Raw genomic sequence first — 22,601 nt, forward strand, 5'->3', positions numbered from 1 at the left:
CCCAATTCTAGCCGCAGTGCCGTTTATTGGCCTAAATTTTTCCGGGCGGGCCGCGCCAGGCCGCAGCCCAACGCCCGCACCTGGGCCAGAATCAGTGAGGAAAATCACTGGCCATTCCTGTCGCCATGCCACATGATGGCTCTGACACCCGATGCACGCCCGAAAGACACCAGATGCGAAAAGCCTTGGCCCGGTCCCGCTTCGCCCCATCCGGAGCCGCCGCCGTTTTCGCAATGTGCAGCGTGATCGCCCTATCCGGTTGCGGAGTACCGGCCCCCTCCCCCGCCGGTCCTTCCTTGCAGGCTGTTACCGCCGCGGGGCAGCCGGAAGCGGCCATCGCGAGCCACGGCGGCATGGCTGCCGGGGCACCCGTGCTCAACCCGGCGAACGGGCGGCTTGAGGCAGTTGTCTCCGATGCCAGCAAGATGGCCCTCCTGATCGGGGACTCCCAGTCGGAACCACTGGACGGCTGGCCCCGGCAGGGTCTTGAAGCTGCGGGGTACAAGGTGTATTTCGGCGGGCGGGGCGGCACCGGGTTCGCTTCTGGCAACGGCAGGACAGGCAACTACATCGATGCCCTCCTGGAGAGTGACTGGTTGCTCCCTGCGGGTACTCCCGCGCTGATTGTCATCCAGGGCGGGGGAAACGATGCTGCCAGCGGGGCGTCTGACAAGCGAATCGCGGGCAACGCCGGGCGTTTGATCGCAGAGCTGCAAAACCGCTATCCGGGTACCCGGATAGCAATAATTGGCACCCTGGCAAGGGGTGAAAAGAACGGGGGCGGTCGCCGCACCGAAGTGGATGCCCTGCTGGGCTCGGTGGCCGCAGCGCACAACCTGCCCTTTATATCCGTGGGTGACTGGCTCACCCGATACGGCCTGGCCAAGGACCTCGCCGACGCCGTGCACATGAACGCCAACGGCCGGCGGGCACTCGGACTGCTCCTGGAACGCAGCCTGCGCGAACTTGGCCTGGAGCGGAACCCGGCAGGCGGGAAGGCCGAAAGCAGCTGGAGCCGGAGCCGGCAGGCTCCGGCTCCAGCCGGTGGATAGATAAGGCTGCTACGCCACTTCGGGCGGAAGCATCAGCTTCGCGCCGGGGATGGCGTTCAGCAGTGCCTTCGTGTACTCCTGCTGCGGCGCTTCGAAGACGTTGTCAGTGGATCCGGTCTCTACCAGGCGGCCCTTTTCCATCACACATACGTGGTCCGCGATCTGCCGCACCACCGCAAGGTCGTGCGTGATGAAGAGGTAGGTCAACCCCAGGTTGGACTGAAGGTCGGCCAGCAGGTTCAGCACCTGGGCCTGAACCAGGACGTCCAGTGCGGATACTGCTTCATCGCAGATGATGACTTCAGGATCCAGGGCCAGGGCACGGGCGATGGCGACACGCTGCCGCTGCCCGCCCGAGAGCTCGTTCGGGTACCGCTGCATGGTGGATTGGGGCAGCGCCACCTGGTCCAGCAGTTCGCGGATCTTCTTTTCCCGGCTGGCCCTGTTCCCGATCTTGTGGACCCGCAATGGTTCCTCAATGGTCCGGAAGATGTTGTACATCGGGTCAAGGGAGCCGTACGGATCCTGGAAGATGGGCTGCACCCGGCGCCGGAACTTGAAGAGTTCCGAGGGCTTCAGGCCCGAAGTGTCGACGCCGTCGAAAAGGATCCTGCCGTCGGTGGGCTTCTCAAGCTGGAGCACCATCTTGGCCACAGTGGACTTGCCGGAGCCCGACTCCCCCACGATCGCCGTCGTGGTTCCGCGAAGCACATCGAAGCTCACGCCGTCGACCGCCGCAAAGTCCGACGATCTCCCCAGGCCCTGCCGAAGTTTGTACACCTTCCGCAGGTCCTGGATCTGCAGCACGTTGTCGGCAGTGAGGGCCTCTGCAGCCGGGGCCAGAAGATCCGCTGCCTCCACGCCCTGTTCCTTGGCAACCTGGATCCTTCGGCTGGCCAGGGAAGGTGCAGACTCGACGAGCCGCTTGGTGTAAGGGTGCTGCGGGTTTTGCAGCAGCTCCAGGGACGGCCCTGACTCCACCACCTGCCCGCGGTACATCACCACTACTTTGTCCGCGCGTTCAGCTGCGAGGCCAAGATCGTGCGTGATCAGCAGGACAGCCGTTCCCAGCTCGGAGGTCATGCCCTCAAGGTGGTCAAGGATCTGCCGCTGCACCGTGACGTCCAGGGCCGACGTAGGTTCGTCGGCGATCAGCAGCCTCGGCTGGCAGGACAGGCCGATGGCGATCAGGGCCCGCTGCCGCATTCCGCCGGAAAACTCGTGCGGGTACTGCTTGGCGCGACGGTGGGAGTCCGGCAACCCGGCCTGCGACAGGACCTTGGCGATGTCCTCAGGGCCACTCGGACGGCCGTTGGCCTGGAGCGTTTCCTTGACCTGGTAGCCGATCTTCCATACCGGGTTGAGGTTGGACATGGGGTCCTGGGGCACCATGCCGATGGTGTTGCCGCGCAGTTCGATCATCCGCTTTTCGGGTGCGTGCGAGATGTCTTCGCCGTCCAGCAGGATCTGCCCTCCGGAAACCCTGCCGTTGCCGGGCAGGAGGCCGATGGCAGCCAGAGCGGTGGTTGACTTTCCCGACCCCGATTCGCCCACGATGGCAACGGTCTCACCCGGCATGATGGTCAGGTGCGCGTTCCGGACAGCATTAACTTCACCGTTGCTGGTCTCGAACGTGATGGCCAGGTCCCGGATTTCCAGCAGGGGACGGTCCGCGGGTGTTCCGGCTTCAGTAATAGTGACATCGGACGTGGTCACGTGTGCCTCCTTCATCGCTGGCGGCTCTTCGGGTCAAGAGCGTCGCGCAGGGCATCGCCCAGCATGATAAAGCTCAGGACGGTGATGGACAGGGCGGCAGCCGGGTAGAGCAGCACGGCGGGGTTAGTGCGGATGGACGCCTGCGCCGCAGAAATGTCGTTGCCCCAGGACATGATGCTGCCGGGGAGCCCAATGCCGAGGAAGGACAACGTGGCCTCCAGCACGATGAACACACCAAGCTCCATCGTGGCCAGCACGATGATGGGAGCAAGGGCGTTGGGCAGCACGTGCCGGATCAGGCTTTGGATCCTGGACACGCCAAGCGAACGGGCGGCCGTGATGAAGTCGGCATTCCGGACTTCGATCACCGCGCCGCGGGTCAACCGTGCCATAGTTGGCCAGGCCAGCAACACGATGATCATGATGACTGTCCACACACTCTTGTTTTCCCGGAAGAACGGGAGCTGGGTCACCACCAATGCACCAAGCACCAGCGGGAGTGCGAAGAAGATATCCCCGAGGCGGGCAATGACGGCGTCAACCCAGCCGCCGTAGAAGCCGGCAAGCGCGCCGAGGGTCACACCAATGATGAGCACGCCGATGACGGCGAAAACACCCACCATGACGGAAGCCTGCGTGCCGTAGATAACGCGGGCGTAGACGTCGCAGCCCTGGAAGGTGAACCCGAACGGGTGGCCGGCCGAGGGTGCGCCGTCGGAGTTTGCCAGCTGGCAGTTGTCGTTGGGCGCCGTCTGCGTGAACAAGCCCGGGAAGAATGCCACGATCAGGATGATCAGGATCATCACTGCCGAGACGATGAACAGGGGACGACGGCGGAGCTTCCGCCAGGCGTCAGCCCACAGGCTCAGCGGAGCCTGGTCAGTCTTGACCGCATCCGTCGCCAGCAGAGGGGTCTCCTCGATGGGGGCAACGTAATGGGTGGTGTCTTGGTTACTTTTCATAGCGAATCCTCGGATCAAGCCAGGCGTACAGCAAATCAACCAGCAGGTTGGCGATAACGAAGACCAGCACCAGCACACTCACGATGGCAACGACCGTGGGTCCTTCGCTGCGCAGGATCGCCTGGTAGAGCTTCTGCCCCACGCCGGGAACGTTGAAGATGCCTTCGGTAACAATGGCCCCGCCCATCAGCCCGCCGAGGCTGGCGCCCAGGTAGGTGACCACGGGAATCATCGAGTTGCGGAGGATGTGCGCCATCACCACGCGCGGCCGGGACAGCCCCTTGGCAGTCGCGGTGCGGACGTAGTCGGCCGTCGAATTTTCGATCACTGACGCCCGCGTCAGGCGAAGCACGTAGGCGAAGGACACAAGCGCCAGCGCGAAGGCCGGAAGCAGCAGCGTGCCCCAGCTGACGTCCGTGCCGACCGTAGGTTTCGCCCAGCCAAGGTAGACACCGAAGACGAGCTGCAGGACAAAGCCGAGCACGAAGATGGGAATGGCGATGACAACGAGCGAGGCAAGCAGCACGGACGAGTCGAAGATCTTGCCCTTGCGCAGGCCCGCGATCAGGCCGAAGCCGATGCCGAACACAGCCTGGATGACGAGTGCTTCGATGGCGAGCATGACGGTGACGGGGAAGACGCGGCCCAGGGTGGCCGCGATGGGCTGGCCGGTGAAGTCGACGCCGAGGTTGAACGTGAAGAGGTTTTTGAGGAACAGGCCGTATTGGACCCAGAACGGCTGGTCGAGGTTGTACTGCCGCCGAAGGGCCGCGATGACGGCTTCGCTCGGCGGGCGGTCCCCGAAGAGTGCCCTGATGGGGTCTCCGGGAAGGGCAAACACCATGAAATAGACCAGCAGGGTGGTGCCCAAAAAAACAGGGATGACTTGAAGCAACCGCCGGAGAATGAACCGGATCACAGCACACCCTCCGAAGATTTTGGAGATGTTGGGAAATTCATGTGGGACAGCTTCCTGCCGGTATCAAGGCTATGGGGGCCCGGCTGTTGCCGGACCCCCACTAGCTATTTGAGTTGGACGGTCTCAGAACTACTTCGCAGTGATGTTGTGGTACTGGATGACACCGTTCCAGCCACTGTCCACGTTGGTGACGTTCTGGCTCCATACGACCTGCCGTGCGGAGTACCACAGCGGGAGGTTGGGCAGGTCCTTGAACAGGATTTCCTGTGCCTCGGTGAACTTCGCGTTGGCGTCGTCCGTGGACTTGGCGCCCAGTCCTTCGTCGAGGAGCTTGTCGAACTCGGGGTTCGAGTAGCCCTCGTAGTTGGCGCTGGCACCGGTGCGCAGAAGCGGGCCGAGGAAGTTGTACAGCGATGGGTAGTCCGCCTGCCAGCCTGCGCGGGTGAAGCCCGGCAGCGTCTTTGCCTTACGGAGGTCAAGGACTTCGGCGAACTTGGCGAACGGCTGGCCCTCTGCCTGGATGCCCAGGTTGTTCTTCAGGTTGTTGGCAACGGCGTCAATCCATTCCTTGTTGCCGCCATCGGTGTTGTAGGCGAGCTGCAGGGTCTTGTCCGCGGGCCAGGGGCTGATGGCGTTGGCCTTTTCCCAGGCTTCCTTTGCCTTGGCGGCGTCGAACTTCAGGACCTCGGAACCCTCAACGCTGTCGTTGTAGCCGTCCACTGCCGGGGAGGTAAAGTCCTTGGCCGGGATGCGGGTGCCGCTGAAGATCACCTTGGTGATCTCTTCGCGGTTGATAGCCATGGAGATGGCCTGGCGGCGCAGCTTGCCTGCCTCGCCCTGGAACTCAGGCAGGTAGCCCGGGATGTTCAGGGTGGAGTTGCCGGCGTACGGCTTGTTCAGGTGGTTCTCCGGAAAGTCCGTGGTGTAGGTCTTCAGGGCGTTCGTCGGAAGGACGTCCGTGACGTCCAGGTTGTTGGCCTGGATGTCAGTGTAGGCAGGAGCCGGATCGGTGTAGAACTTGAAGGTTACGCCGCCGTTCTTTGCAACACGCGGGCCGGCGTAGTCCTCGTTCTTGACGAGTTCAATCTGGCTGTCGTGCTGCCAGGCGCCTTCCTTGGCCATCTTGTAGGGGCCGTTGCCGATCGGGTTCTCGCCGTAGGCCTTGGGGTCGGCGATTGCCTGGGACGGCAGCGGCATGAAGGCGCTGTAGCCCAGGCGCAGGGGCCAGTCGGCCTCCGGCTGGGTGAGCTTGACCTCAATGGTGGTGTCGTCCTTAAGGACCAGGCCCGAAAGGGTCTGGGATGTGGGAGCGGGGACCTCGGTCTCGCCTTCCTTCTTCGTTGCGCTGACGGCGTCGTAGCCCTCAATCGACTCAAAGAAGCTGCTGTTGGCCTGGGCATTGGTGCTCAGGGCAGCAAAGTTCCAGGCGTCAACAAAGCTCTTGGCAGTTACTTCCTCGCCGTTGGTGAACTTGGTGCCGCTCTTGACCTTGATGATGTAGTTCTGGCCATCCGGGGATTCGATGGATTCGGCCAAGGCGTTGACGGACTGACCGCTGGGGTCGTAGCTGGTCAGGCCCTCAAAGAGAAGTTCGACCACGCGGCCGCCGTAGACTTCATTGGTGTTGGCCGGCAGCAAGGGGTTCTGTGGCTCGTTGCTGTAAGCGGTGATGACCTTATTGGGTTCGCCGGCAGACTGGCTGGCACCGTCATTGCTGCCGCCTCCAGCGCCGCAGCCGGTGAGGGCGAGTGCGGCGATTGCCACGATGCCCAGTGCTTTGGAAGTGCGCGCAAAACGCATTCCGCCTCCTATGAGTTGTGGGAGAAAACTTGGGGAATCTTGTGCTTCCCCGCAGGCGAGACCCAGCTATCAACTGTGACGCGTCCTACATGTACGAGTAGCCTAACCGCACGAAGTCCAGATACTGGTACTCCGTTGCCAAACCGTGACCGGGTAAAACTGAACGCTTAGTCGGTCAACGGAAGTTGTGCAAGTCACATGCTACTCGCCGGTAGGAAGAACGGCGAATCGAAAGTGTGAATCGCGCCACGTCCAGGAGATGGAGGCTTTGCAGGCTCCTAGACCAGCCGCCAGTCCCAAACGTTCCACCAGACGCCCAAGGGGCCGGAGCTTGGTTTTACGCCTGCGATCCGGGCGCTGAAAGCTGTGGTGCCAACGGTCTGGTACAGCGGCAGGCCGTAGGCGTTTTCCCAGACCTGCCGATCAATGTCAGCCAGGAGTTCGTCCTGTTTGGCCAGGTCGGTTGTTCCGGCGAGTTCTGCCATGGCCCTGTCGGCGTCGACGTCGGAGAATCCGTTGAAGTTGCTGCCGGCCCCGGTGCGGAAGATCTGCGGGACACGGCTGACGCCCACTCCCGTGCCGATCCAACCGAGCAGCGCGGCGTCATACCCGTCGCCGCCCAGGGCCCTGGCCCAGTCCGCGCTTTCTTGCCCGGCGTCCACCACAGTGAAGCCTGCCAGTGCTGCCGAGTCCCTGATCAGGGCGAAGGCTTCTGCGCGGTTGGGGTTATCGCGGTTGTAGAGGATCCGGATGGTGGGCGTTTCGCCATCCAGGAGCGCCTTTGCGGCGTTGATGTCCACCTCGGCGTAGTCGGCGGACCCGTTGTTCCTGGCAGTATCTTCGTATTTTGGCTGCCCCGGAAGGAACACATGGGAGTCAAGCGGCTTGGCGTCCGGAATAAGATCCCCCACAACGGCATCAACGATTGCCTGGCGCGGCACCGTCTTAAGGAAGGCCTCCCTGACATCGTCCCGGGCAAAAGGCCCGGAAAAGTTCAGGTCCAGGTGGTCATAGCCGGACTGGTTGTACCGCTCCACCGTGTTGCCCTGGCCGGCCAATCCCTCGAACAGATCATCGGTACCGGCAGAGGGCTGCGGCGAAATGATGTCGGCCTGGCCGTTCCGCAGGGCATCGACGGCCGCCGGCAACGCGCCGGTGAAGCGGATGTTGATTTCATCGAGCCACGGTTCCTGGCCCCATACGTAGTCCCGGTTGCGGACCAGCCTCATGGAGACTTCGGGGACAATGTCCCGGACGATGTACGGCCCGCTGGAGAGGTAGATCGAAGGATCGTCCGGAAGACTCTTGGTATCGAATCCGGAGTTCCAAAAGTCGCTGACCTGCTTCAGCGTCGTATTGACTGCAGGCTCTTCGGCGTCTCCCCGGGGTGAGTTCCTAATCAGGTCGACGAGGTCTTCCTCATCGACAAGGCCGGTCTTGGCGGCCACCACGTGCGCAGGAAGGCCGACGTCGAACGCCACTTCCCAGTCGGCATACGGCACCGTGTACTCCAGGGTTATGGAGCGCCCGTCCGCACCGATCTCGGGAAGCACAGTTCCCGCCAGCCCGCTGGTGTCGGCGGCCGTGGAGAAATACTTGGTTCCGGTTCCGGCCACCGGATCGGCGTCATCGAAATAACCTGATCCGGCAGCCCAGCTCAGCAGGAGGTCGCCGGCGTCGATGGCTTCGCCGTCGGACCAGGTGACGCCCTCGTTGACGGTGTATCTGACCTTGAGCGGATCGTCGGAAACCTTTTCGAAGCGGCCGAACTTGTCGTTGCGCACCACGGTGGAGGAATCGTCGAGGTAGTAGAACCCCGAGTGGGTGATGTGCCCGATTTTCGAGTTAATGTCCGTGTTGCCGTCGGTGCTGTACGGATTGAAGGACGAAAACGCGTTGACCTCGGCAACGGTGGCGCTGCCGCCGCGCTTGGCTTCCCCCGCCACCACGGGGGTGGCGCCTCCCCCGCCGGAGCAGCCCGAAAGCACCACGGCGGCCGCTGCCGCTGTAGTGATGACTTGCATCAGACGCCTGACCGGCATGCCGCCTCCTTGTTGTCCTTTGCGGGAGGGGCTCCCGACATTGGCAGGATCACGCCCTGTACTCAGGATAAGGCGTCCGACGGCGGGATCTCCGGCGCCGCCCGCACCAGCCGTGTTGTCTCCTGCCCCACGCCGAGCAGCGCCTCAGCGCGGCGCCGGTGTTCCCGCCGCTTGTCCGGGTCCATCCTGTCGAGCAGGGAAACCACCATCCGCGAGCGTGAATTCGCTTCGAAGACCTCCCGGTGGTCATCCACAAAAGTCCAGTACAGCCCGTCCCAGTCGTTGCTCCATTCCCCTGCCGGCAGGTCCGACATCTTCCGCAGGTAGTTGCTGCCGGAAATATAGGGTTTCGTGGTGATCACCTCCCCGGCGGCAAACTGGCTCATTGCATACACGTTGGGGACCATCACCCAGTCGTAGGCGTCGATGAAGAGTTCCATGAACCATTCGTAGACGTCGTCGGGATGGATCCTCAGCAGGGTCATTGCGTTGCCCAGGACCATCAAGCGCTCGATGTGGTGGGCATACCCGGTGGCCAGGACACGCGAAATCACCATATCCACCGGCGCAAGCCCTGTGCTCGCATCCCACCAGCCGTCCCCCAGTTCGTTCCTGTGGTTCAACCGGTTTGCGGTTCGCATGTGCCGGCCGCGGGTCCGGTACGTGGCACGCATGTATTCCCGCCAACCGATGATTTGGCGCACGAAACCCTCAAGAGAGGAAAGCGGAATGCCCGGCGCTGCACCCTCAAGCACCTCCTGCAGTACCTCCCGGGGGTCCAGCAGTCCGATGTTCAGGGCCGGTGTGAGCAGTCCGTGGGAGATGAAGGGATGCTCAGTGGAGATGGCATCCTCATAGGGACCGAAGTCCTGAAGGCGTTCACGGACGAACTCCTGCAAGTGCCGGCGTGCCTCGTCTTCGCTGGTGGGCCAGGCGAAGATGTGGGGGTCACCGGGAGCCTCGGGGAATTCCGCCGCCACCCATGCCACCGCCCGCGCGACGTCGTCCACCTCGTCTCCGGCATCGGCGGGCTGTTCGGTGAGCCCTTCAAGGTCGAGGGTTCCCTCCTGCCGCAGGACGGGATGGCGCGCGAAACGGCCCACCGTTCGGGGCCTGTACCCGCGGGGAAGCTTCTTGCGGTTATCGGCGTCGAAGGACCATTTCCCGCCTGCCGGTTCCCCGCCGTCAATAAGAACGTCGAGCCTGCGGCGCTGCCACACGTAAAAGTCGTGCATCCGGGACGCATTGTGGGCAAACCAGCCATCAATCTGTGCGCGGCCGGTCAGGAAGTTTGGTGTCTCCAGTACGTCTTCTTCGCGCATCCGGTAACCGCCGTCGGCCAGGCCGGCAAACAGGTCCTGCTCAAGCCAGTCATCCACAACGTCGAACCAGGTCACCTGTCCGGGGCGGCGGTGGCGCACGAGTTCTGCAAGCTTGTGGCGGGAACTGCGGCCGGCCGCGCTGTGGAGGACAACCACCTCGTGGCCTTTCCCGCTAAGGCGGCGCGCAAACCGGCTCATTGACGCGCGGTGCAGGACCAGCTTGTGGGAGTGGAACGAGTACTGGCGAAAAAGCAGGTCGTGTTCGATGAGCACAAACATGGTGCCGTTTGGCACGTCGAGCTGCTGGGAGAACAACTGATGCGGCAGAACCAGACGCATATGCGAGCCGGGACTCATTCCCTAACAATAGGGGCGGTTCCCCCGTATCCGGCAAGGTCTACTGCCGGGAGTGCATCGTCCGGTTGAGCCCTTTAGCCGCAACACCGACCTGGATGGCATCCGTTCTGCTACAGAGGTCCAAACAGGCCATCCTGGAAGACCGCCAAAGACGCCTTCAACAATTGAGGAGCACCACCTCGAACCCCGGGTTGGTGCTGCGGGGTCGATCGCTCGGGTTTTGTTTCTACCCGGCGGTGCGGCCTTGTGCGGCGGAGGTGACGAGGTCGCTCTTGTCACTGGCGCGCCGGCGGTCAGGGCTTCGGACCAGGTCTCGGTGTCGGTGACGGCGGCCCAGTTAGAATGCAGCAGCGCCATGAGGGTCTCGTGGACCTGGCGTGCCGGTGCTGTGCCGGCGGCGTTGGCGAGGTCAATTGCACCGGTCGCATCGGATAGGACCTCGACGGCGAAGCCGAGGGGCTCCGCGGCCGCGGCGGAGGCAATCACGCAGTTGTTGGTCATGTAGCCGGCAAGCGTGATCGTGTCGATACCCTGTCCGCGCAACCAGGCATCGAGGCCGGTGTCCGCGAAAATGCTGGAGAACTGCTTGCTGATGCGCTTGGCCGCTGCGTCCTCGTGGGCCGCAACACCGGGGTGGTTCTGCCAAGTGGCAGATCCGGTGGCGAACACCGGAGCTTCAGTCGGGAGTTCGTGCTGGACGAGCACAACCGGCACTCCGGCCCGGTGGGCGGCTTCAATAGCCGACTGGGTGCGGTCAATGGATTCCTCGCGGGCCGGGTATTGGATCGGGAGCAGTCCGTCGAAGTATTCCTGCTGGGCGTCGATAACGATCAGGGCGCGGCGTGGTGCGGTCATGGGTTTCTCCTTTATGGGGGATGTGAAGGCGTGGAACGTTGGCTGGGGGTGCTAATGCGCGGCTGCTGAAAGCGGAGCCTCCACGGCGGGCAGTGCGTATCGATCGGCGAGCAGGGTGATGCCGCGCTCGTCGAGGCTTGCCGAGTGGCCGCCGACGACGAGCATCACCTCGTCTACGCCGGTGCGCTCATGCAGGGCCTCGAGACGGCCCGCGACAGTAGCCGTGGTTCCGTGAAAAGTGCGGCAGGTGTATGCGTCGATGACCTGCCGCTCCTGGGCCGTGGCCGGGTAGGCCGCGACTTCGTCCGGTGGCAGAAGCAGGTAGCCCTCGCCTTTAAACATGCGCAGCATCGCCATCGCCGACGTTTCCGCCTGCCGCTGCGCCTCCGCCGCGTCATCACTGATTGCAACGGGCACGCTGACCAGGGTGTGGGGCTCGGCGAGCACTGCGGAGGGCTGAAAGTTCTCGCGGTAGAGGCGGAGTGCCGTATCGATGTCGGCATCGCCGAATTGCAGCGCGAAGGCATACGGCCGACCAAGTTGCGCGGCAAGCAGTGCCGAGTACGGGGAGGAGCCGAGCAGCCACACTTCCGGGGCGGTGGAAGCAGGCGGCACCCGGTTCTCCATTGCCTGCCAGGGGCCGGGCACAGCGTGGACCCGCCGATAGGGGTGTCCGGCTGGGAAATCGTCATTTAGGAACCCGAGCAGCTCAAGCACCTGCTGCGGGAATCCATCGTTGGCATCCGCACCCCGGTGCAATGCCGCAGCGGTGGCCGCATCAGTGCCTGGCGCGCGTCCCAGCCCGAGGTCAATCCGGCCCGGGGCCAGGGCATCCAGCATCCCGAACTGCTCGGCGATCAACAGTGGGGCATGGTTTGGCAGCATGACTCCTCCCGCGCCGAGCCGGATGCGCGTGGTGTCGGCGATGAGCCGTGCTGCCATCAGCGCCGGTGAGGACACCGAAGTTGCGCCCATCGCATGATGCTCCGACATCCAAAACCGGTGGTACCCGTTCTGGTCCGCCGTCCGCGCCAGCGATCTCGTCGCCTCCAGGCCGGCCTCGGCAGTCATCCCCACTCCGGTGCCGCCCGCGGAAAGCACGGACAGCGCGAACGGGGGCGCGCCGGCTGGTTGGTCGAAGTGCATGACAGCTCCTCATGGAAAAAGACAGGTTTTACCGTGATTGGAGACTAGCAGGCATCTCACGCTTAAACGAAACTGATACCATGAGAACTATGGTTGAGACACAGTCTGGAGCCGCGCCGGGGACCGAGGAGCACGCCTCCCTCGCCCTGGTCAACAGCTCAAATGAACTGCCCGGCGGCAGACGCTACGACGAACTGAACACCCCCGAAGCGGCGTCAACCTGGCTGAGGGAACGCGACCTCATCGCCCCGAAGTCGGTCCTGGAGGGCTACTGTCAGGGCAGGCTTGTGGGGCTGCGCGCAGATCTGCGTGCCCTCTTCACCGCCCACGTCAGCGGAGACGTTCCCCCGGAGACCGCCGTGCATGCTGTTAATCGTGCGCTGAACCGCTCCCCCGGCGCCCTGCTGCTACGGTTCGACTTGGAGGCCGGGTTCACCCGTGGCGCCGACCATCCCGTGACACAGGTGGTGGAGCATGTCATGGCCGTCATAGCCGAAGACGCTGCCTCGCTGCTGGCCGGCGAGCGGGCATCCCAGCTCGCATCCTGCGAAGCAGACTCGTGCGGGCGTTTCTTCCTCCGCACCCACGCCCGGCGGCAATGGTGCTCAACCCGCTGCGGAGACCGGGTCCGCGCCGCACGCTCCTACACACGCAAACGCGCCTTAGACACCGCCTGAATCCTTAGTGCTCGGTCGGGAGTGGGGCAGCTGACCCGTTCCGCCGCCGGGCAAACTCGGCGACCGCTATTGCGGACACCAGCCTTTCCCTGACTTCAATGCCTGCGAGCCCCGTGCCCGCCCGGGTCGACACCCGGAAGCGCAACTTCGGCTAGCGGTACCAGCCCACCGATCGGTCGAAGCTGGCTACGAGGGCTCCCGTCCCTGGTGAGTCGCCCCCACCCGTCGGAAAGTAGATGGCTCCGAACTCTGCGCCCTGAACTTCGATTTGTTTTTGTGCCCAGACCTTGGCGGCTTCCATGTCCCTCGCCGGGATGCTTTCCCGTATGGTGCTTCCCGCGGTGTGATGGATGTCCAGCTGGTATTCCCCTGCCTGGGAAGCCCCCTCGTGGTGGACTGGGTCACGTTCATCCCGCCGGCTAATCATCACCTGCGCCGAGGCATGGAGTATCGAGGGGTCCTTGGCATTGCCCCCATGCTCCTGCTGTTCCATCCGCAGGCGTGAAACCACGCTCTCTACGGTGTCGTCATCGCTGACCGTGTAGGCGGCAGCGTTGAGATCAGCTTCTGAACCGCCAACGCTTTTCAAGTACTTGAGAAATTGCTCGGAGCTGGACTGTTTGGAGTTCATGCACCCTCCCTGAGGGTAATCGCGGCGATTGCCGACCCAGCCCACACTAGACCCGTTGAACTGCTTTGCACCGGTATTACCAGGGTTAGTTTCCCTAGCATGCTCATCCTGCTCTGACGCCCGGATTCGCTTATGACTGGTAAGACGCGCATGCTGGGCAGTGAGGCACCGAATACTCGGGATACTTAATTCCTGGATTTGTGAACTCAAGCGCCGATCAGTTCGGTCGATCGAAACTCTGTCATCCGTTATGCAGCCAGCGGCCCTGATGGGCTTTTCGGTCCGCCCACACCAGATCCGGTACAGGATCCCCTTGGGAGCCAGCCGCCGCTGGTTCATTCTGCGCCGGCCCGGGCGGGTACCTGGGATGTATGGTTGTGCTCTGCTGCACGTCAGATGCGAGGAAGCTGCGAGGTGTGAGTGTGAACGAGTACGAGGCCTCATTGGTCATCAGGTCCGGAGCGGAGCTCCTGTCTTCGGCTTCTTCTGACCCCCGCTCGGAGGAAGGCTACTTGGCGGTGAAGGCCAATATCTCCCAAGCACTGGAGCGCATAGCGGAAGCTCTTGCGAATTTTGAAGCTGGTTCAGGAGCGCCCAACCGTTCAACCGGGTGGGCCCAGGACCTTCACCGCGTAGCGGACGACTTGATGGATCGATAGGACTCGCCAACGACGGCGGGTGGTCAGGATTGGCCAGCTGCGGCCGCTTCATTCGAACTGTGCTGGTTTTTGCGGCAGGTCGCGCGAATGATCAACACCTGAGTCTGCCAAGACCGTTGCCTCAAAGGATTTGCACGACGGCTGCGAAGGAGGTTTAGGCCGGTACCTGTATGGTTCGAAGTCAGGAACCTTTCGGTTCCGCTACAGGAGCAATCATGGCTGACAAATCCCCGCGCCAAACAGCATCCAAGAAATCCGCCAAGACCATCAAGGAAAAACGCGCCGACAAGAAGGCCGTGTCACCACCCTCCCCGGCCGGGGAGAAGGCCACCGCCGCCAAGTCGGCAGGCCCTAAGAAGAAGTGACGGGTATGACTGGTCACCTCACCCTCGGAGTGCTTTCCAGCACCCGCAAACCCGACGAGCGGCGCCTGCCGATACACCCGCTGCATCTTCAGCGCATCGCTCCCGAAATCCGGCAGCACCTGATTTTTGAGGAAGGCTATGGTGAGCGTTTCGGCGTTTCGGACTGCCATATGGCACCACTCGTGGGGCGCATCGCCCCACGAGCGCAACTGCTGGCCGAAGCCGACATCGTACTCCTGCCCAAACCGCAGCCCGAAGACCTCGCCGATCTTCGTGACGGGCAGGTCCTATGGGGTTGGCCGCACTGCGTCCAGGACCGGGCTATCACCCAGCTGGCAATCGACAAGAAACTCACGCTGATCGCTTTCGAGGCGATGAACCACTGGGCGAGCGACGGCGGGTTCGGGCTGCACGTGTTCCACAAGAACAACGAACTGGCCGGCTACTGCTCGGTGCTGCACTCCCTAGCCCTGACGGGGTCCACCGGAGACTACGGCCGGAGGCTCAGTGCCGTCGTCATCGGTTTTGGCGCGACCGCTCGAGGAGCCGTCACCGCACTCAACGCCCATGGCATCCATGACGTCCAGGTCCTGACCAACCGTGGGGTGGCCGCCGTGGGTTCGCCCATCCATTCGGTGCGGATTGTCCAGTTCGATCACGACCCCAAAGCACCGTTTCTCAGCGAGGTCATCACCGAGCGCGGACGGGTCCCGCTGGCACCGTTCCTGGCCGAAAGTGACATCGTGGTCAACTGCACCCTGCAAAATCCCAACGCACCTTTGACCTACCTGCGGACCGGGGACCTGGACGCTTTCCGGCCCGGCAGCCTGATCGTGGATGTTTCCTGCGATCAGGGTATGGGCTTTAGCTGGGCGAGAACGACCGATTTCGCCGAGCCTATTTTTACGGTAGGTGACCACATCGATTACTACGCTGTGGACCACAGCCCCTCCTACCTTTGGAAGTCCTCCAGCTGGGAGATCAGCGAAGCCCTGCTGCCCTTCCTGGAAACCGTGATCACCGGCCCTACTGCATGGACGGGAAACGAAACCATCCGCCGTGCGATCGAGATCCGCGACGGCGTGATCTTGAACGAGGACGTGCTTCAGTTCCAGCAAAGGAAACTGGACTACCCCCATGCCCCACTGCACACCTAAAGGCAACATCCGGCCGGCGTTAACGATGCAGCATCACCGGTTCGACTGAATGCCGTCACTGATGCTCTCCCACACTTGCTGCGCCGCCGACGCGACTTGACCACAGCTGGCAACAGCTGATCCATGGCACCGCTCTGTCCCCGCGGAACGCAAGGACGGCCGTCATCGCATAGGCAAGGTAGCGGAATGGCTGCCAATCCGCTACCCGCAGCCGGGGACGGTAGATATCCACGGCTGTCACACTCCCCACCTTACGCGGCGAGCTACGACGCTTCCGCCCCGACCATGGAGTTCATGGATCGAGCGCCGGGCGTCCCGAGCTTTTCCCACCTGTTGCCCACGATGAGGACCGCACCGGTCCGCAGCCGGAGCCATGATGAGCGAAACTCTTGGCACTCATGCGGCCTCTTTACGGACTGACAGCGCCTAATCCTTTTCACTACGAGGGAAAAGGGGCCCAATCAGACGTTGAAGCGGAACTTACCTTATATACACGACATATGTTGGGGCTATCCGTTTCCCTTGAATTCTAGCGTTTTCGGAAGTTGGGGCATGTCGCGTGAAGCAGCCCCTTTGCGGACCTCTTGCGGACTGGCGCGCCTGCTATGCCATCTCAATCAGGGCAAATACTCGTTGTTTGGTTCCGACGTCAGCAGCAAGTTCCACCACGTCTAAGCCCTAAGTGGCAGGTCTGCAAGCGCCGTGCGTGGGCTTGATCGTCTTTGACTGGTCAAACGGAGGCGGGGGCGGCGGGCTTTTTTGGGGCAGGGGTCACTCTCCAAGACATAACTTTTCCTGTCCAAAATCCGTTTTCTAGCGTCCTTAGACACGAGAGCACCGGCACCCTTTACTGGCGGGTGCTCATATATCATCAGGCCTACCAAGCACATAAGCACGACCGCTAGTGATGAGGGCGCGATGAGAATCCGAACCAGGCTCCTAATGTTGCTGGGCATTGTGCTTCTTGGTATAGGGATCATCGGGGGAAATATTCCTGCAATCGTCCGGGGCATGCCGGTGCCTGAGTGTGGCTCCGTTTGGACTAGGGGGCCGATTGTAGATGTATGCTCCAATGCGCTGGCATTGCCGACTGTTTTTTCCATGAGCTTTGCTGTCGGTGGAATTGGTTTGCTTCTTGTCGGTGTGGCCATGGGTATGAAGCAGAAGTGGGACAAGCGGAAGAGAACGCTTGATGAGTCGCTTAAGGTTGCCGAGATTTCCATTATTGCCCTCGGGATTGTAGCAGCGGGCACGGTCGGCGTGTATCAACTGATGAAAGTCGACGAATCTTTGATCAGTAGTACCGCAGCATCCATCTACGCCCAGCAGCAGGAAATTAACCATCTTTTTGTGGAGTACGAGGAACTGCAGCCTTATTTTTGGCACAATCATCATGCCCCCGAAAGTGACGTATCGGTTGCTGCTGCGGTAGCCAGTCGCCTTTTGGATCACTTCGAGCATCTCATGTTTCAACTGGACTCCAACGCCTTTGATGAGGAAAGAGACGGCTGGGAGGCCTACATGAGGGAGAGCTTTGCGGACTCCCCAGTTTTGTGCCGCACTTTGGTTAAGGACATTGAAGAGTACGGCGGCATAGGTATAGGCACGATGTGGGACAAGTATGCAAAGGAGCCGTGTTCCGCGGATTAATGCTCTCTGCAAAAGCACAGGCGGATAGACGATGCTCCCGCCCTTGTCTGCTGAAGACTCGCGAACTTCGTGCATCAGGGTTGGCGGCGGCGGGTTTCATGACGGGGTGAGGGACTATGACAAGCAGCCCTTCAGGTCCGATTCATCTTTGCCCCGCTGTCACACCCAAAAGGCTAGGCTAACCTCGTCCCGCTGGGGGACGGGAACAACAAACAAAAAAGGTCTCGCCATTAACGCCACCGATAACACCATGCCCGCCAAGTCGAAAGCCTTGAACGACTCACCGTACGGGAAGCCGCAGAACAGGCCTCAGCGCAGGGAATGACACACTCGGAGTACCTCGGAAAGCTCGAAAACGACCACGCCGGCGAAAAGGCTAATTGAACGGGTCCTCCCCCGCGCTCAGCCTCAACAATGAACACGTTCCCTGTTAGATCTGCTTTCTTACAGTGACCGTAAGGCGTCTCCTAAGATTCAGGCGTTGTCGTCCTGCAAAGGTTGCATGGTCTCACGAAGCCATGTGTCCTCAGCCCAGTTATTGCTGTTTCTTATCGCCTTGGCATGTTCGACAGCGTTCTGTCTCAGGCTTTCAGCATCGTCGTCAGTCATTCCGCCGAGTCTGGCGAACCTGATGTTGTTAATCATGGCTGCGAACCACGCAGCGGCAGCTGAGTTTGCTTGTACAGCGGCACCAGCATAATCAGGGTGTCGCCTGTCAATTCTTTTTTCGCCGGCCTCTCGCATAAGTAGCGTCGCCGTAACCCATTCCGATTGCAGCCACTCTCCCAACGCGTCCTCGTCCACCTTGTCCGAAAGCATTTGCAAGCTGTTACGAGCCGACACAAGCCTTGGCCCCACATTCTCAGATGATCCCGCAAAATCGAACGTCAACAAGTTGTTCAGCGCTCGTACCACCTCATCCCACACGGCATCAAGCCGGGCTTGTCGGGCGTCGTCCAATGCCTCTTCCGCTATGGCATTAGCGTGATCTGCACGGTCATTCGCGCCCCAAGCGATCGTGTTAGCCTTCCGCGAACTCCTCCAGGAAAGGCCAGCAACGACTAGGGACAGCGCTGCGATGACGCCGGAAGATATCTCCGCCAGCGTCATCGAGTTTCCAGAATAAGTTGATTTACGGCTTCTTTGTTATCAGGCATGAGAACAGATTAGGCCACCACGGACATGTAGCACTCAACGTATCTTCGGGGTGCGACAGCCCGCCATAGAATTAGCCAGTCAGTCGCTATATCTGCCGGCGAAAGTCACCGACGATCTGGAGAATGAATTGAGCGAACAGAGCATTCCTACCTACGACGTAGAAAACCGGACCCTCGTATTCGACAAGGCCAACCAGACGCAGGTCATGTGGCTTAGAGGCGTAGTCGCATTGCCTGTGGGCACTGAGATACAGCTGGGCCGCCTCCCAGATAAGCTTGGAACCGCAATAGTTGAAGGCATCGGACTGTTGCCTGGCAGCCCGACAACGCCTACGACCCTTACCCTGGACTGCTCGGTTACTTGGAAGTAGCCACGAGTCCTACCGCACGAAAGCGCCCCGTCAGCATTCATGTCTGACGAGGCGCTTCCTGCACTACCGATTGGCCTTGGTGGAGCATTGCAACTTCTAACGTGGAAACTTTCACTGCGAACTGCTGAGCGGATAGATGCTGGCGAGGCAGCTGCAAGAACGGACAATCCCCAATCAACCGCCACTCACTAATGGTCCGTCCCTGTGCACTGTGAGGCCGTCACCAACGACATCAAATCCGGCAGGTGATACGTCGGTATGGGAATCGCCTTTAGCCGACTTATCTCCTTGAGCAAAGAGATTATGACCAATGCGATTTGCTGCCGTGGAGTCAGCCAAGCCTACATAGATCTTGAAAGTTCCCCCCTCTTTTTCCCGGCCGAGTTGTACTTCGCCGCACGAGAAAGTCAGAGCTTCCTCATTGACAGTGCACGGCGGGGAGAACGTCAACTTCCCACTTGCAAGTCTTGGCGGCGTGTCCGCCGTGATAGGGCCTTGTGTCGCGACATATATGTGACGTCCATAGGGAAGTGGACTTTTGAGCTTTCCGGATAAGTTTGTCCTGTTGTCCATGGCCGGAAGGGGGTCGATAGGACCTGGTAGTTCTAACACCCGGGACGCGTCCGCACCTTGAGAAGACATCAGCGCCTCAAATGCAGGCCATCCGTATTTACCTATTAAAGCAGCGGCAATTGCTCCCCCAAGCGCCAGAATCCCCGTCAAAAGGGTGCAAATTCCCACGAACCAATGGCCATCACGCATGATTGCCACGAAGCGATTGCGGTCCTTGTCCCCGACTTCCTCTTGAACCTTTGCCATATCGATCCCCTATGCTGCCGCTGGTGGAAAGAGTGTAACCGACGGCATACCGGGGATAACTAAAGCCAGAAGGCATAACGACATACTGTCCAATGCTCCCCTACCAATTGCGGCTCGTCCTAAGTGGTGGACGGTCCTGCGGCGGCTTCAGGGGACGGCTCCGGCTACCATCCCCTTTCGAGGCATTACAAGCGCCATGCATCCCCTGGAGCCCTGCTAAGCCCGGTGCCATCCGCCCGCCCACGTTCACAGCCTCGATATGATCCGCCGTGAAACTCCGGGCGTCCTTCCAAAAGTCCGGGAATAGCTTCCGGTCCTCGAACTCCCATAAAAAGGGCCCGCTGGCTCACATAACGCCGGTCATTCCGGTACGCCTTCACAAACCGCCCGCCAACTTCTGCGCGTACCGCTGAGCCGAACCAATAGGCGGCTCCAAACCCAGTGCCGTCCTGTGCAGGCAAACCGTCTCATCAAAGAAAGCCAGGAGGCCGAGTTTCTGCGGTCCCCAGTCATGGTTTCGGGACCACACAAACATCGCCGCTTTCCAACCGTCGGGGCCCAAAATAGCCGCCTCTGGCAGTAGATGACGGGGCAAGCTCAAGCCATCATCAAAGGCCCGCTTACGCCTAGGCATCAGAACACCACCTCACTCCACGGCTGATCCGGTGTCGATGCCGCACGGGTGAGCCGGTCCGGCAAATCTTGGGCACCGTTCGGGAGGTTCCGCGCCGCCCATTCAAGAGCCGCAGCGTTCCAGGCCATCCACTGCTGATACTCCGAGCCGCCGGGCCAGTCGCCCGGAACAAACTCCAGCAACTCAGCCGACATACCACCACGCTCCGGCGGGCGGCGGCGCCTAACCACGCCGGCCACCGTAAACGCCTCGGACGCCACGAGCCGCAGGCAAATCATCATCCAAGCCGGGAATCTGCAAAGTAGCCAGCAAGCGGGCCAGGACTAGGCGCTGCTGCCGGCACTCACTTACGGCGGGGTGGACTCTGGCACCCTGGGAACTGGGAGGCATCAGGCCGTCCGTCTTCACCGCTGCGTCAAGCTCCACAACCGATCCCGGACCCTGCAAGCTTCCTCCAATAGGGCTAGCTCGTGGTCGGCCCACTCAAATTTTTCGGTTGACGCCTCCCAAAGCTTCCTGCCCGGCGCATTTAAACCTCTCGGTACTGCCATTTTTATACCTTTCGATCAGCTAAAAAGGCCATCTAAGGGCCTGGAAATTCGTCTGTTTACCCCTGCCTATTTGTGTTGAGAGTGTTAGGTCATGACAAGGACGCCAGATGAGATGTTCGGGCTTGAAGTAAAGGCTCGTCGTGAGGAACAGAAGTGGTCGATGACCGAATTCGCCGGTTTGCTCAAGCAGGCTGGACTCGAAAATTTCCACCCCACAACCGTGAGCCGAATGGAAAGCGGCCAACGTCCAGTCCGGCTTAGCGAGGCTGTAATAATCGCGCACGTACTCGGAGATACGCTGGACAATGTCGTTATTGAGCCGCTGACCGGCGATGAGGAAATCCGCGAGCACATGGAGTATCTGAATCACGCAAGCATGATGGCTGCGCGCTGGATGCACGGAGTATCGACACAGCGGCGAGAGCTTGAGGACGTTGTCCGTGACGCCGAAACCGCCCTGGCTGAAGGGAAGATCCTGCCGGAGCATGTTGATGAGGTGCGGGCGACCTTGCGCGAAGCTGCGGCGCTGCTTGAGCGCAAGGAACTGATCGAGGCTTGGACGGCACGGTTTGAATCGATGATCACCGAGGAATTTTCGGCTGGCGCTCGCGGAGATTCTTGGACGCTTGAAGCATCAGAAGGGGCTGAAAGAGGCGAGCATCCAGACGAGGCCTGACGGCCGGTGCCGTGCCAGGTATCGTGACGACTCGGGGAAGGAACACGCTAGGCACTTCCCGCGAAAGATAGACGCTCAGCGGTTCCTTGACGAGGTCACCACATCGGTGGTGACTGGCGCTTATGTGGATCCGAAGTCGGGCAAGGTCACGCTTAACTCGTTCTACGCGGAGTGGTCACACCGGCAAATATGGGCGGCCGGTACGGCCAAGGCCATGAGTCTGGCGGTTCGATCTTGCACGTTTGGTGACGTGGAGTTTCGGAACCTAAAGCGGTCCCATGTTGAGGCGTGGGTGAAGAAGATGACAGTTGACGGTCTGGCCGTGGGAACGATCAAGACACGGTACAACAATGTCCGGTCTGTGCTCCGTGGTGCCCGGAATGACAAGATGCTGGCCGCGGATCCTGCTGAAGGGGTAAGGCTGCCCCGCGCCCGTAAGGCAGAGCATGCAATGGTGATCCCCTCCCCCGAAGAAGTGGGCAAGCTCCTGGAGGCCGCTGAGATTCAATTCCGGCCATTCGTGGCTATGTGCGCTTTTGCGGGCCTCCGCCTGGGGGAAGCTGCCGCGGTGCAGCTCACTGACATCGACTTCCTACGGCGCACCCTGAAGGTTCAAAGGCAGGTGCAGCGGGCGGGTAAAGGCGCAGTGTCTATCACTCCCCCGAAGTACGGGTCAGAGCGCCTTGTGCATATCCCTGACGCCCTTGTGCAGATGCTTGCCCAACACGTCGAACACATCGGGGTTCACAGCGTTCACCAATGGCTCTTTATCGGTGACGGCGGACTGCCTCCGCACCAGAACACAACGGGCTACTGGTGGCGGAAGACGGTTAAGGCTGCGGGGCTCGCAGGCGTCCGCTTGCATGATCTCAGGCACTTCTACGCCTCCGGACTAATGCGTCCGGCTGTGACGTCGTGACGGTCCAAAGAGCGCTAGGACATTCCAAGGCAACAACCACACTGGACACGTATTCGCACCTGTGGCCGACAGCAGAAGACCTTACAAGGTCCGCAGCGGGAGCCATGATGAACCAAGCTCTCAAAATTCCTGCTGACTCTGTGCGGACTGACAGCGCCTAATCC

The 22,601-nt window shown here is 61.2% G+C and carries 19 protein-coding genes; 7 read left to right on the forward strand and 12 right to left on the reverse strand.

All coding sequences use genetic code 11. The annotated features are described in order from the left end of the window. The first annotated feature begins 173 nt into the window (after positions 1–173). On the forward strand, positions 174–1,052 hold the full coding sequence (locus tag AC5RTE_RS13215; protein WP_494041858.1) for an SGNH/GDSL hydrolase family protein: 879 nt from the start codon (positions 174–176) through the stop codon (positions 1,050–1,052). 9 nt (positions 1,053–1,061) lie between these two features. Here AC5RTE_RS13215 and AC5RTE_RS13220 read toward each other — a convergent pair whose 3' ends face one another. The 8 genes from AC5RTE_RS13220 to AC5RTE_RS13255 form a co-directional block, all read right to left on the reverse strand. Beyond that, positions 1,062–2,783, reverse strand: a complete 1,722-nt coding sequence (locus AC5RTE_RS13220; protein WP_494041859.1) for a dipeptide ABC transporter ATP-binding protein — start codon at positions 2,781–2,783, stop codon at positions 1,062–1,064. Further along, positions 2,780–3,730 (reverse strand): ABC transporter permease, encoded by a 951-nt coding sequence (locus AC5RTE_RS13225; RefSeq protein ID WP_494041860.1) that lies wholly within the window; start codon positions 3,728–3,730, stop codon positions 2,780–2,782. The genes AC5RTE_RS13220 and AC5RTE_RS13225 overlap by 4 nt, the downstream gene beginning before the upstream one ends. Further along, positions 3,720–4,649 carry an ABC transporter permease gene (locus AC5RTE_RS13230; RefSeq protein ID WP_494041861.1) on the reverse strand — a complete coding sequence of 310 codons (930 nt, stop codon included), beginning with the start codon at positions 4,647–4,649 and terminating at the stop codon, positions 3,720–3,722. Before AC5RTE_RS13230 ends, AC5RTE_RS13225 begins: the two co-directional genes overlap by 11 nt. A gap of 129 nt (positions 4,650–4,778) precedes the next feature. Beyond that, positions 4,779–6,449 carry a peptide ABC transporter substrate-binding protein gene (locus AC5RTE_RS13235; protein ID WP_494041862.1) on the reverse strand — a complete coding sequence of 557 codons (1,671 nt, stop codon included), beginning with the start codon at positions 6,447–6,449 and terminating at the stop codon, positions 4,779–4,781. Positions 6,450–6,727: 278 nt separating this feature from the next. Beyond that, entirely contained in the window at positions 6,728–8,491 is a 1,764-nt protein-coding gene (locus tag AC5RTE_RS13240) for an ABC transporter family substrate-binding protein (RefSeq protein WP_494041863.1), read from the reverse strand. A gap of 62 nt (positions 8,492–8,553) precedes the next feature. Continuing rightward, entirely contained in the window at positions 8,554–10,170 is a 1,617-nt protein-coding gene (locus tag AC5RTE_RS13245) for a cryptochrome/photolyase family protein (RefSeq protein ID WP_494041864.1), read from the reverse strand. A 3-nt stretch (positions 10,171–10,173) separates the two neighbouring features. After that, entirely contained in the window at positions 10,174–11,025 is an 852-nt protein-coding gene (locus AC5RTE_RS13250; RefSeq protein WP_494041865.1) for a cysteine hydrolase family protein, read from the reverse strand. A gap of 51 nt (positions 11,026–11,076) precedes the next feature. Further along, positions 11,077–12,171, reverse strand: a complete 1,095-nt coding sequence (locus tag AC5RTE_RS13255) for an LLM class flavin-dependent oxidoreductase (protein ID WP_494041866.1) — start codon at positions 12,169–12,171, stop codon at positions 11,077–11,079. An 89-nt stretch (positions 12,172–12,260) separates the two neighbouring features. Here AC5RTE_RS13255 and AC5RTE_RS13260 point away from each other — a divergent pair, with 89 nt between their 5' ends. Further along, the gene (locus AC5RTE_RS13260) at positions 12,261–12,848 is read left to right on the forward strand and encodes a CGNR zinc finger domain-containing protein (protein WP_494041867.1); all 588 of its coding nucleotides are present in this window, start codon (positions 12,261–12,263) and stop codon (positions 12,846–12,848) included. Between the two features lie 151 nt (positions 12,849–12,999). Here AC5RTE_RS13260 and AC5RTE_RS13265 read toward each other — a convergent pair whose 3' ends face one another. Next, positions 13,000–13,479 (reverse strand): hypothetical protein, encoded by a 480-nt coding sequence (locus AC5RTE_RS13265; protein ID WP_494041868.1) that lies wholly within the window; start codon positions 13,477–13,479, stop codon positions 13,000–13,002. A gap of 874 nt (positions 13,480–14,353) precedes the next feature. On the opposite strand from AC5RTE_RS13265, the gene AC5RTE_RS13270 reads away from it, so the two are divergent. From AC5RTE_RS13270 to AC5RTE_RS13280, 3 genes are all read left to right on the forward strand, one after another. Beyond that, positions 14,354–14,503: a hypothetical protein gene (locus AC5RTE_RS13270; RefSeq protein WP_494041869.1), complete on the forward strand. Its 150-nt coding sequence runs from the start codon at positions 14,354–14,356 to the stop codon at positions 14,501–14,503. A gap of 5 nt (positions 14,504–14,508) precedes the next feature. After that, positions 14,509–15,660, forward strand: a complete 1,152-nt coding sequence (locus AC5RTE_RS13275; RefSeq protein ID WP_494041870.1) for a N(5)-(carboxyethyl)ornithine synthase — start codon at positions 14,509–14,511, stop codon at positions 15,658–15,660. Positions 15,661–16,602: 942 nt separating this feature from the next. After that, the gene (locus tag AC5RTE_RS13280) at positions 16,603–17,310 is read left to right on the forward strand and encodes a hypothetical protein (RefSeq protein WP_494041871.1); all 708 of its coding nucleotides are present in this window, start codon (positions 16,603–16,605) and stop codon (positions 17,308–17,310) included. Between the two features lie 474 nt (positions 17,311–17,784). Here AC5RTE_RS13280 and AC5RTE_RS13285 read toward each other — a convergent pair whose 3' ends face one another. From AC5RTE_RS13285 to AC5RTE_RS13295, 3 genes are all read right to left on the reverse strand, one after another. Beyond that, positions 17,785–18,420 carry a hypothetical protein gene (locus tag AC5RTE_RS13285; RefSeq protein WP_494041872.1) on the reverse strand — a complete coding sequence of 212 codons (636 nt, stop codon included), beginning with the start codon at positions 18,418–18,420 and terminating at the stop codon, positions 17,785–17,787. Between the two features lie 592 nt (positions 18,421–19,012). Further along, on the reverse strand, positions 19,013–19,657 hold the full coding sequence (locus AC5RTE_RS13290; RefSeq protein ID WP_494041873.1) for a hypothetical protein: 645 nt from the start codon (positions 19,655–19,657) through the stop codon (positions 19,013–19,015). 633 nt (positions 19,658–20,290) lie between these two features. Continuing rightward, positions 20,291–20,485 carry a hypothetical protein gene (locus tag AC5RTE_RS13295; RefSeq protein WP_494041874.1) on the reverse strand — a complete coding sequence of 65 codons (195 nt, stop codon included), beginning with the start codon at positions 20,483–20,485 and terminating at the stop codon, positions 20,291–20,293. Between the two features lie 448 nt (positions 20,486–20,933). On the opposite strand from AC5RTE_RS13295, the gene AC5RTE_RS13300 reads away from it, so the two are divergent. Both AC5RTE_RS13300 and AC5RTE_RS13305 read left to right on the forward strand, forming a co-directional pair. Continuing rightward, positions 20,934–21,518 carry a helix-turn-helix domain-containing protein gene (locus AC5RTE_RS13300; protein WP_494041875.1) on the forward strand — a complete coding sequence of 195 codons (585 nt, stop codon included), beginning with the start codon at positions 20,934–20,936 and terminating at the stop codon, positions 21,516–21,518. A gap of 301 nt (positions 21,519–21,819) precedes the next feature. Continuing rightward, positions 21,820–22,437: a tyrosine-type recombinase/integrase gene (locus AC5RTE_RS13305; RefSeq protein ID WP_494041876.1), complete on the forward strand. Its 618-nt coding sequence runs from the start codon at positions 21,820–21,822 to the stop codon at positions 22,435–22,437. Positions 22,438–22,601: the final 164 nt, after the last annotated feature.

It is taken from the genome of Arthrobacter sp. K41 (assembly GCF_059089645.1).